Below are 10,951 nucleotides of genomic sequence, written 5' to 3'. Positions count from 1 at the left end.
GCTGTCGCCAACTGCCTGGGGATCACAGTCGCTTGACCCCCTTGATGCGTCCGGCGCGGGCCACCCGGGCGCGGGCCGCCTTCACCTTGAGGCCGCCTCGCTGGCCGCCGATCCGCAGGCCGGTGCCGGAGGAGAGCCAGCCGGTGGAGATGTCGGACTTGGCGGCCGAGGTGGTGTCGGCGAGCGGATCGTTCTCCGCGCGCCGGGCCAGCGCCATGATCCCGGGGACGACGAAGGGGGCGAGCAGCAGGTCGTACAGCGCGGCCGTGAACAGCAGGCTGCCGAGGCCGACATGGCGGGCGGCGGTGTCGCCGACGAGGGCGCCGACTCCGGCGTACAGCAGGGTGGAGCCGATGGCGGCCGCGGCGACCACGACCATGGGGCCGGTGGCCGACTTCAGCCGGCCGTTCTCCGGTCTGACGAGCCCGGCGAGATAGCCGATGACGCACAGCACCAGGGCGTACCGGCCGGCGGCGTGGTCCGCGGGCGGGGCGAGGTCGGCGAGGAGACCGGCGCCGAAGCCGACGAGGGCCCCGCCGACATGGCCGTACACCAGGGCCAGGCCCAGGACGGTGAGCAGCAGCAGGTCGGGGACGGCGCCCGGGAGGTGGAGGCGGGCGAGGACGCTCACCTGGAGCACCAGGGCGACGACGACGAGCGAGGAGGAGAGCAGGATCCGGTTGACACGCATGACTCAGCTCCTACTGCTCTTGCTCGTACTGGCCGCCGAGGGGCGCTTCGGCGGACGGCGTGACCGTCACCGTCACGGTAGGCGTGGGTTTGGGCTGCGGCTTGTCCGGCAGCACCGTGTCGCGCGGATCCTGCTTCGGGGTCTCGACGACCACGCCGACGACGTCGAGCTTGGTGAAGCTGACATACGGCGTGACGTACAGCGTGCGGGTCAGGTCGCCGCCGGAGGGGTCGACGCGGGAGACCACGCCGACCGGGACGCCGGGCACGAACGGCTTGTCGGCCTGCGAGCCGAAGGTGACCAGCCGGTCGCCCTTCTTCACCTCGGCCTTGCCGTTGAGGAGTTCGACGCGCAGCGGACGGTCGCCCTGCCCGGAGGCGAAGCCGAGCTCGTCGCTGGCTTCCATCCGGGTGCCGACGGTGAAGTCGGGGTCGCTGGCGAGCAGCACGGTGGCGGTGTTGGGGCCGAGTGTCGTCACTCGCCCGACCAGGCCGTCGCCGTTGAGGACGGTCATGTCGCGCTTGATGCCGTCGTTGGCCCCCGCGTTGATGGTGATGGTCCAGGAGAAGCCCTGAGCCGCCCCTATGGCGATGACCTCGGCGCCCTTGATGCCGTACTGGCCCTTGCCCGCGATCTTCAGCATCTTGTCGAGCTGGGCCAGCCGGCTGCGGTTGCGGTCGTCGCTGCCGAGCTTCGCCTTGAGGGCCGCGTTCTCCTGCTCCAGTGCGGCGAGCCGGTCATGCCGCTCGCCGGAGTCACGGATCGCGGAGACGGCGTTGCCGACCGGATCGACCGCACTGGACACGCCGTCCTCGATCGGGCCGAACACGGCCGCCGCTCCCTGGCGCGCACCGTCGACCGGTGAGTCCTCCCCGCCGCGGATGTCCACCGTGATCAGTGCGAACGCGATGGCGATCAGCAGCACCAGAAGCAGCCGGCTCTCTTTCGTGTCCCTCACGTGCGGCGGCCGTGCCTTCCCTCTAGGAATGTGCAGGTGTTGAAGAGCAGCGTTTATGAGTGAGCTTATGTCTCTATATCAACGATCCGCCGTACAAGAAGAGATCGTCTCGTACGGCGGAATCGAAGAGTTACGTCATCTGCGGGGCTGGGCGTCGAGCACCTGCTGCAACGCCTCGAACTCCTCGACACACTTACCGGAACCGAGCGCCACGCTGTCCAGCGGATCCTCGGCGATATGGATCGGCATCCCGGTCTCCCGGCGCAGCCGCTCGTCGAGGCCGCGCAGCAGAGCACCGCCGCCGGTGAGCACGATTCCGCGGTCCATGATGTCGCCGGACAGCTCCGGCGGGCATTTGTCGAGGGTCGTCTTCACGGCGTCGACGATGGCGTTGACCGGCTCCTCGATCGCCTTGCGCACCTCGCCGGCCGAGATGACGACGGTCTTGGGCAGCCCGGAGACCAGGTCCCGGCCGCGGATTTCGGTGTGTTCGTCGGCATCGAGGTCGTACGCGGAACCGATCGTGATCTTGATCTGCTCGGCCGTCCGCTCACCCAGCAGGAGCGAGTACTCCTTCTTGATGTGCTGGATGATCGCGTTGTCCAGCTCGTCGCCGGCGACGCGGATGGACTGGGCGGTGACGATGCCGCCGAGGGAGATGACCGCGACCTCCGTGGTGCCGCCGCCGATGTCCACCACCATGTTGCCCGTGGCCTCGTGGACCGGCAGACCGGAGCCGATGGCCGCCGCCATGGGCTCCTCGATGATGTGCACCTGGCGGGCGCCGGCCTGGGACGACGCCTCGATGACGGCACGGCGCTCGACACCCGTGATGCCGGAGGGCACACAGACGACGACCCGCGGACGAGCCAGATACCGCCGCTTGTGGATCTTCAGAATGAAGTAGCGGAGCATTCGCTCGGTGATCTCGAAGTCGGCGATCACGCCGTCCTTCAGCGGACGTACGGCAACGATGTTGCCGGGCGTGCGCCCGATCATCTTCTTCGCTTCGGCGCCGACCGCGAGAATGCCACCGGTATTGGTGTTGATCGCGACCACGGACGGCTCGTTGAGTACGATCCCGCGACCCCTGACGTACACCAGCGTGTTGGCGGTCCCGAGGTCGACAGCCATGTCACGGCCGATGAACGACATTGAGTTCCCCATCAGGATTCGTCTGGCCTTCCCACAGAGCTTTTGAGGGCTTTTCAGGACGGCGAAGTGGGTGCTGTGACGTGAAGGCTTCCATCGTAGACGCGCCTTCCCGAACACTGCGCGAGGGTCTTCGCCATTGTCAGCAGATGATGAGCCGCCTCGCTGCCTCAGACGGTCCATCGGGGGCTCTCGTTCCCCCGATCGGCACGCATATGCCGGGGGACGGCGGGAAATAGCCAGCCGTCCCAGGTCAAGCAGGGTGACATGGCGGAACTGACGGGCCCTCAGGTGACGGCTCGGTGACGCACGGGCCTACGGTCAGGAGCGGCCCGGGAAGAAGATCTTCACCTCGCGCTCGGCGGACTCCTCGGAGTCGGAGGCGTGGATCAGGTTCTCCCGGACGATCACGCCGTAGTCACCGCGGATGGAGCCGGGAGCGGCGGCGATCGGGTCGGTCGGACCGGCCAGGGCACGCAGCCCTTCGATGACCCGCTCACCCTCGACGATCATGGCCACAACCGGACCCGAGGCCATGAACTCCACCAGCGGCTCGTAGAAGGGCTTGCCCTTGTGCTCGCCGTAGTGCTGCTCCAGGGTCTCCTGGTCCAGCGTGCGCAGCTCCAGCGCGGTGATCCGCCAGCCCGCCTTGCGCTCGATACGGCCGATGATCTCGCCGGTCAAGCCACGACGTACGGCGTCGGGCTTGAGGAGGACGAGGGTGCGCTGGGTCACGAGCGAGCTCCTTTGAATCAAAGGTTGTGCGGGGTGGTGTTGGAGCCTGGGTCCCATCTCCGGCCGGATCAGCGCGCGGCGTCTGGTGCGTGCGATCGCAAGGCGCCGGATCGCCCTCGTGGCGGAGCCACGTGGGCGGTTCGGCAACGCGGCGAGCGTGCGTGCCAGGCGTCGCGCGCCCGGCCGGGGGTGGGACCCAGGCTCTGAGCATACGGGGCGCAACCTGGTGCTTGTTACGCAGCGTCAGGCTGATCCGCCTGGGCTGCCGCGAATCTGGCCTTCGCCTCGTCGATCTTCCGGCCGTAGTGCACCGAGGCCCACCACAGCGCCGCGAAGACCGCCCCCAGGAAGAACATGCTCGGCACGATGAAGCCGGAGGCGATGAGGGCGATCTGGAGGGCCCAGCCGAGGGCGACGCCGCCGGGGCGGGTCACCAGGCCGCACAGCACCAGGCACAGGAACATCGCGATGCCGCTGACCGTCCACACCGTGGTCATGGACAGATCGTCGTCCTTCATCGCGACCAGACCGGCGAAGCCGATGACGAACAGCTCGCCGATCAGGGTCGAGGAACAGAGCGTACGCATGCGTGGATTCAGCCCTTCCCCAGCAGCAGCCGGGCCTCGCCGACAGTGATGACAGAACCGGTGACGAGCACACCGCCACCGGCGAACTCGCCCTCCTCCTCGGCCAGCGTGATCGCGGCCTCCAGGGCGTCCGGCAGCCGCGGCTCGACCTGCACCCGGTCGTCCCCGAACACCTCGACGGCGATCGCGGCCAGCGCGTCGGCGTCCATCGCGCGATGGCTGGAGTTCTGCGTCACGACGACCTCGGCGAAGATCGGCTCGAAGGCCTCCAGCAGCCCCCGTACGTTCTTGTCCTCGCTCGCCCCGACCACCCCGATCAGCCGGCTGAAGTCGAAGGCCTCCCCGACCGCCTCGGCGGTGGCGCGGGCGCCCGCCGGATTGTGGGCCGCGTCCAGGACGACGGTCGGGGAACGGCGTACCACCTCCATCCGCCCCGGCGCGGCGACGGAGGCGAACGCCTTGCGGACGTGGTCGATGTCGAGCGGGTCGGAACGCTGCGCGCCGACGCCGAAGAACGCCTCGACGGCGGCGAGCGCCACGGCCGCGTTGTGCGCCTGGTAGGGGCCGTGCAGCGGCAGATACACCTCGGGGTACTCACCGCCGAGCCCGCGCAGGGTGACCAGCTGCCCGCCGACGGCGACCTGCCGCGCGACCACCCCGAACTCCAGCCCTTCGCGAGCCACGGTGGCGTCGACCTCGACCGCCTTCTTCAGCATCACCTGCGCCGCCTCGACGGGCTGCTGCGCCAGGATGACCGTCGCGTCCTGCTTGACGATCCCGGACTTCTCCCCGGCGATCGCGGCGGCCGTCTCGCCGAGCCGGTCGGTGTGATCGAGGTCGATGGGGGTGACGACGGCGACATCACCGTCGATCACATTGGTGGCGTCCCAGGAGCCGCCCATGCCGACCTCGACGACGGCCACATCGACGGGCGCGTCCGCGAAGGCGGAGTACGCCATGCCCGTCAGCACCTCGAAGAACGACAGCCGGAACTCCTGCTGGCCGTCCACCATCTCGATGTACGGCTTGATGTCCTGGTACGTCTCGATGAACCGCTCGGCGGAGATCGGCGCACCGTCCAGGCTGATCCGCTCGGTGATCGACTGCACATGCGGGCTCGTGTACCTGCCGGTGCGCAGCTCGAAGGCGCCGAGCAGGGCCTCGATCATGCGGGCGGTGGAGGTCTTGCCGTTGGTGCCGGTGATGTGGATCGAGGGGTACGCGCGCTGCGGCTCGCCCAGGACGTCCATGAGAGCGGAGATCCTGGCGACCGACGGCTCCAGCTTGGTCTCGCCCCAACGCGTCGCCAGCTCCCCCTCGACCTCACGAAGGGCCTTGTCGACCTCGGGGTCCTCGGGGCGCACCGGCACGGCGGCCTCCGGCGGGCCGCCCTGGGTCCGCAGGGTACGGCTGCCGGCCTCGATGACCGCGAGGTCGGGGTCGCGGTCGGTTTCGGCGGCGACGATCTCGTCGAACGGGTCGCTTTCACTCACGGGGTCAGTCTACGTACCCAGCCTGCGGGCAGTCGTGCCGCTGGGGCGGCACGGGTGGGCGCAGGCGGCACCCTGCAAGCGCGGGCTAGCGACTCGCCCCCTACGGCAACCAAAGGCCCCCGGTGCTCAACAGCTCCGGGGGCCTTCAGCAACGTACAAACCCTTACGCGGCCGGCAGACGATCCAGCTGCGCCTTGATCCGCGCGATGTCCTCGTCCGCCTTGACGAGCCGCGCCCGGATCTTCTCGACGACATGATCCGGCGCCTTCGCGAGGAACCCCTCGTTGCCGAGCTTGGCGGTGGACTGGGCCTTGTCCTTCTCCGCGGCAGCCAGGTCCTTGGCGAGGCGCTTGCGCTCCGCGGCCACGTCGATCGCGCCCGAGAGGTCCAGCGCGACCGTCGCCCCCGCGACCGGCAGCGTCGCCGTCGCCGAGAAGCCCTCGCCCTCCGGCTGCAGGCGCCCCAGCTGGCGGATGGCCGGCTCGTGCGGGGCGAGCCCCGTGCCGTCCAGGGTCAGGCGGGCCGGGACGCGCTGGCCCGGCTGGAGGCCCTGGTCGTTGCGGAAGCGGCGGACCTCCGTGACGAGCTGCTGCAGCGCCCCGATCTCCTGCTCCGCGGCCGCGTCACGGAAGCCGCTGTCCTTCGGCCAGTTGGCGATCACGAGGGACTCGCCGCCCGTCAGCGTCGTCCACAGCGTCTCCGTGACGAAGGGTACGACCGGGTGCAGCAACTTCAGGGTGACGTCCAGGACTTCGCCCAGGACGCGCTTGCTGACCTCCGCCGGCTCGCCGCCCGCGTTGAACGTCGTCTTGGACAGCTCGACGTACCAGTCGAAGACCTCGTCCCAGGCGAAGTGGAACAGCGCGTCGGAGAGCTTCGCGAACTGGAAGTCCTCGTAGAGCGCGTCGACTTCGGCGACGACGGAGTTGAGGCGGGAGAGGATCCAGCGGTCCGTCGCCGACATCTGCTCCGGAGAAGGCAGCGGGCCCTCGACCGTCGCGCCGTTCATCAGCGCGAAGCGTGTCGCGTTCCAGATCTTGTTGGCGAAGTTGCGGGAGCCCTGGACCCAGTCCTCACCGATCGGGACGTCGGTACCGGGGTTGGCACCGCGCGCGAGCGTGAACCGGAGCGCGTCGGAGCCGTACTTGTCCATCCAGTCCAGCGGATTGACCGCGTTGCCGAAGGACTTCGACATCTTCTTGCCGAACTGGTCGCGGACCATGCCGTGCAGGGCGATGGTGTGGAACGGCGGGGTGCCGTCCATCGCGTACAGGCCGAACATCATCATCCGGGCGACCCAGAAGAAGAGGATGTCGTAGCCGGTGACCAGGACGGAGTTCGGGTAGAACTTCGCGAGCGACTCGGTCTGTTCGGGCCAGCCGAGGGTCGAGAAGGGCCACAGGCCGGAGGAGAACCAGGTGTCGAGGACGTCGGTGTCCTGGTGCCAGCCCTCGCCGGAGGGGGGCTCCTCATCCGGCCCGACGCAGACGACTTCACCATCGGGCCCGTACCAGACGGGAATCCGGTGACCCCACCACAACTGCCGCGAAATACACCAGTCGTGGAGGTTGTCGACCCAGTCGAAGTACCGCTTCTCCATCTCCTGCGGATGGATCTTGACGCGCCCGTCGCGGACCGCGTCGCCGGCGGCCTTCGCGAGCGGGCCGACCTTGACCCACCACTGCATGGACAGGCGCGGCTCGATGGTGGTCTTGCAGCGCGAGCAGTGGCCGACGGAGTGGACGTACGGCCGCTTCTCGGCGACGATCCGCCCTTCGGCGCGCAGCGCCGCGACGATCGCCGACCGCGCTTCCAGCCGGTCCTGGCCCTGGAAAGGCCCGTGAGCGGTGATGACCGCGCGCTCGTCCATGATCGTGATGGCGGGCAGGTCGTGCCGCTGGCCGATCTCGAAGTCGTTCGGGTCGTGGGCCGGGGTGACCTTGACGGCGCCCGTGCCGAACTCGGGGTCGACGTGCTCGTCGGCGACGACCGGGATGGAACGGTCGGTCAGCGGCAGCTTGATGAGCTTGCCGACCAGGTGCTTGTACCGCTCGTCCTCGGGGTGAACGGCGACGGCCGTGTCGCCGAGCATGGTCTCGGCACGGGTGGTGGCGACGACGATCGTGTCGTCCCCGTCCCCGTACTTCATGGAGACCAACTCGCCGTCGTCGTCCTGGTATTCGACCTCGATGTCGGAGATGGCGGTCAGACACCGGGGGCACCAGTTGATGATGCGCTCGGCGCGGTAGATCAGCTCGTCGTCGTAGAGCCGCTTGAAGATGGTCTGAACGGCCTGGGACAGGCCCTCGTCCATGGTGAAGCGCTCACGCGACCAGGCGACACCGTCACCGAGCCGCCGCATCTGTCCGGAGATCTGCCCGCCGGACTCGCCCTTCCACTGCCAGACCCGCTCGACGAAGGCCTCACGGCCCAGGTCGTGCCGGGACTTGCCCTCCTTGCCCAGCTCGCGCTCGACGACGTTCTGCGTCGCGATGCCCGCGTGGTCCATGCCGGGCTGCCACAGGGTCTCGTACCCCTGCATGCGCTTACGACGGGTCAGCGCGTCGATGAGGGTGTGCTCGAAGGCGTGCCCGAGGTGGAGCGAGCCGGTGACGTTGGGCGGCGGGATGACGATGGTGTACGGAGGCTTGTCGCTCTTCTCGTCCGCCTCGAAGTAACCCCGTTCTACCCAGCGCTCGTACAGCGGCCCCTCTACATCGGCCGGCGCGTACTGGGTCGGCAGTTCGGTGTCGGGCGCTGGTGGCTGCTGCTGAGCGTTCTCGGTCACCCGCTCAGTTTAGAGGTGTCGCGGGCGTGTCCCGAAACGCCTTTGTTCTGTAACACTGCGCACCCCGACGCCGTGCGGTCCCTGTGCCTGCGCCAGGATGTCGGGAACACGTAAGCATCTGGAGGGGAACCCAGAAATGAGCTACAACCAGCCGGGCCCGTACGGCGGGCAGCCCCAGCAGCCCGGACCGTACGGCCAGCCGGGTCCGTACGGCCAGCAGCCGCAGGCCCCCCAGCCCGGCTATGGCTACCCCCAGCAGGCTCCGCCCGCCCAGCCCGGTTACGGCTACCCCCAGCAGCCCCCGCAGGGCGTCCCGCCCCAGACCCCTCCCTACGGTCAGCAGCAGCCCTACGGCCAGCAGCCTCCGTACGGCCAGGCCCCGTACGGCGCCCCGCAGCCGCCGGCTCCGGGCGGCGGCAAGAAGAAGGCGGGCATCATCATCGGCGCGGTCGCCGTCGTGGCGGCGATCGGCGTGGGCGCGTTCTTCGCCATCGGCGGGGCCAGGGGCGGCGGCTCGGGCGGCATCGAGGACGACGGCGCGCACAAGCTGACGACGCCGGAGACAGTGCTCAGCGAGTACAAGCTGTTCACCAAGGACTCCGAGGGCTCCGGCACGGACACGGCCGAGGACCTGGCGAAGAGCGGCGTCAAGAACGGCACCGCGGTCTCCGGCATCTACTCGACGGCCGACCTGAGCGACTACGACCCCAGCGACCCCTCCACCGCGCCCGACCCCAGCGAAATCGCGACGGCCAAGGGCATCACCTACATCGGCGCCTACGGTGAGATCGCCGATCCCGAGAAGTCCCTGGACGAGTTCTTCGCGCTGATCAAGAAGGAGTCCCAGGACAACTCCTCGGCCTCGGGCAGCACGGCCGCTCCGAAGACCGAGATGGTCGGCGAGCCCGAAGCGGTCGAGATCGACGGTGCGGTGATGAAGTGCCAGGCGGCCAAGGGCACCAACCTGGCGACGCAGAAGGCGAAGACCGACTGGTTCTGTGCCTGGGCCGACTACAGCACGATGGCCATGGTCTCCCCCGGTGACGCCAGCAAAGGCATGACGAAGGATGTCGCCGCCGACCTCACCAGCAAGCTCCGCGAGGAAATTCGCGTCAAGGCCTGACGCCTCGCGCACGCTCGTCGAGCGCGAAGGGGCCCCGGTCGGATGACCGGGGCCCCTTGCCGTATGCGTTCGGCGGCTACGCCGACTTCTGCTCGCCCGAGCCCCGCCCTCGCGCGTCGCGCGGGATCAGGGTCGGGTTGACGTTCGAGTGGACGACCTCGGCGGTGATGACGACGCGGGCTACGTCCTTGCGGGACGGGATCTCGTACATCACGCCCTGGAGGACTTCCTCCATGATGGCGCGCAGGCCGCGGGCGCCGGTCTGGCGGAGGATGGCCTGGTCGGCGATGGCTTCGAGGGCCTCGCGTTCGAAGTCGAGTTCCACGCCGTCGAGTTCGAAGAGGCGCTGGTACTGCTTCACCAGGGCGTTGCGCGGCTCGACGAGGATCTGGAGCAGGGCCTCGCGGTCCAGGTTGTGGACGCTCGTGATGACGGGGAGGCGGCCGATGAACTCGGGGATCATGCCGAACTTGACCAGGTCCTCCGGCATGACGTCCTCGAACTGGTCCTTGGCCTCCAGCTCCCGCTTCGAGCGGATCGTCGCGCCGAAGCCGATGCCCTTCGCGCCGGCCCGGGACTCGATGATCTTCTCCAGTCCGGCGAAGGCGCCGCCCACGATGAACAGGACGTTCGTCGTGTCGATCTGGATGAACTCCTGGTGGGGGTGCTTGCGCCCGCCCTGCGGCGGCACGGAGGCCGTCGTGCCTTCGAGGATCTTCAGCAGCGCCTGCTGGACGCCCTCGCCGCTCACATCCCTGGTGATCGACGGGTTCTCGCTCTTGCGGGCCACCTTGTCGATCTCGTCGATGTAGATGATCCCGGTCTCGGCCTTCTTGACGTCGTAGTCGGCCGCCTGGATGAGCTTCAGCAGGATGTTCTCGACGTCCTCGCCGACGTACCCGGCCTCCGTCAGCGCCGTCGCGTCGGCGATGGCGAACGGAACGTTGAGCATGCGCGCGAGGGTCTGGGCCAGCAGGGTCTTGCCGGAGCCCGTGGGGCCGAGCAGCAGGATGTTGGACTTCGCCAACTCGATGGCGTCCTCGCGGCTTTGGGCGCCGCCGTTCTCACCGGCCTGGACCCGCTTGTAGTGGTTGTACACCGCGACGGAGAGCGCCTTCTTGGCAGCCTCCTGGCCGACCACATAGCCCTCGAGGAACTCGTAGATCTCGCGCGGTTTGGGGAGTTCCTCCCAGCGCACCTCGCTGGTTTCCGCGAGTTCTTCCTCGATGATCTCGTTGCAGAGATCGATGCACTCGTCGCAGATGTACACACCGGGGCCTGCGATGAGCTTCTTGACCTGCTTCTGGCTCTTGCCGCAGAACGAGCACTTGAGCAGATCGCCGCCGTCACCGATGCGTGCCACGGTGTGCTTCCCCTTCGCCTGGGAGACGCCTAGGTCCAGCGGCTCCTGGTGCTGCCTTATG

9 protein-coding genes are annotated in these 10,951 nt (G+C 68.6%); 1 reads left to right on the top strand and 8 read right to left on the bottom strand.

Annotated features, from left to right (window positions below; translation table 11 throughout):
• Positions 1–22: 22 nt before the first annotated feature.
• The 7 genes from mreD to OG828_RS32460 form a co-directional block, all read right to left on the bottom strand.
• On the bottom strand, positions 23–691 hold the full coding sequence (gene mreD, locus OG828_RS32490; protein WP_328364507.1) for a rod shape-determining protein MreD: 669 nt from the start codon (positions 689–691) through the stop codon (positions 23–25).
• A gap of 10 nt (positions 692–701) precedes the next feature.
• Positions 702–1,649, bottom strand: a complete 948-nt coding sequence (gene mreC / locus OG828_RS32485; protein ID WP_210577579.1) for a rod shape-determining protein MreC — start codon at positions 1,647–1,649, stop codon at positions 702–704.
• Positions 1,650–1,784: 135 nt separating this feature from the next.
• The gene (locus OG828_RS32480) at positions 1,785–2,804 is read right to left on the bottom strand and encodes a rod shape-determining protein (RefSeq protein ID WP_005479350.1); all 1,020 of its coding nucleotides are present in this window, start codon (positions 2,802–2,804) and stop codon (positions 1,785–1,787) included.
• A gap of 318 nt (positions 2,805–3,122) precedes the next feature.
• The gene (gene ndk, locus OG828_RS32475) at positions 3,123–3,536 is read right to left on the bottom strand and encodes a nucleoside-diphosphate kinase (RefSeq protein ID WP_210577581.1); all 414 of its coding nucleotides are present in this window, start codon (positions 3,534–3,536) and stop codon (positions 3,123–3,125) included.
• A gap of 233 nt (positions 3,537–3,769) precedes the next feature.
• Positions 3,770–4,123, bottom strand: coding sequence for a DUF4233 domain-containing protein (locus OG828_RS32470; protein ID WP_328364502.1), 354 nt, complete (start codon positions 4,121–4,123; stop codon positions 3,770–3,772).
• A gap of 8 nt (positions 4,124–4,131) precedes the next feature.
• Positions 4,132–5,616 carry a bifunctional tetrahydrofolate synthase/dihydrofolate synthase gene (gene folC / locus OG828_RS32465; protein ID WP_328364500.1) on the bottom strand — a complete coding sequence of 495 codons (1,485 nt, stop codon included), beginning with the start codon at positions 5,614–5,616 and terminating at the stop codon, positions 4,132–4,134.
• 163 nt (positions 5,617–5,779) lie between these two features.
• Positions 5,780–8,404 carry a valine--tRNA ligase gene (locus tag OG828_RS32460; protein ID WP_328503151.1) on the bottom strand — a complete coding sequence of 875 codons (2,625 nt, stop codon included), beginning with the start codon at positions 8,402–8,404 and terminating at the stop codon, positions 5,780–5,782.
• 136 nt (positions 8,405–8,540) lie between these two features.
• Between OG828_RS32460 and OG828_RS32455 the strand changes: the two genes are divergently transcribed.
• The gene (locus OG828_RS32455; RefSeq protein WP_328503150.1) at positions 8,541–9,527 is read left to right on the top strand and encodes a hypothetical protein; all 987 of its coding nucleotides are present in this window, start codon (positions 8,541–8,543) and stop codon (positions 9,525–9,527) included.
• Positions 9,528–9,603: 76 nt separating this feature from the next.
• On the opposite strand, the gene clpX is transcribed toward OG828_RS32455, so the two are convergent.
• A complete protein-coding gene (gene clpX / locus OG828_RS32450; RefSeq protein ID WP_328372359.1) occupies positions 9,604–10,890 on the bottom strand; it encodes an ATP-dependent Clp protease ATP-binding subunit ClpX in 1,287 nt (428 codons plus the stop codon).
• Positions 10,891–10,951 lie beyond the last annotated feature (61 nt).

This window comes from Streptomyces sp. NBC_00457 (assembly GCF_036014015.1).
Lineage (GTDB): Bacteria > Actinomycetota > Actinomycetes > Streptomycetales > Streptomycetaceae > Streptomyces.
Note: the sequence above shows the minus strand (reverse complement) of the source record. Positions and strands in the feature narration are given on the sequence as shown.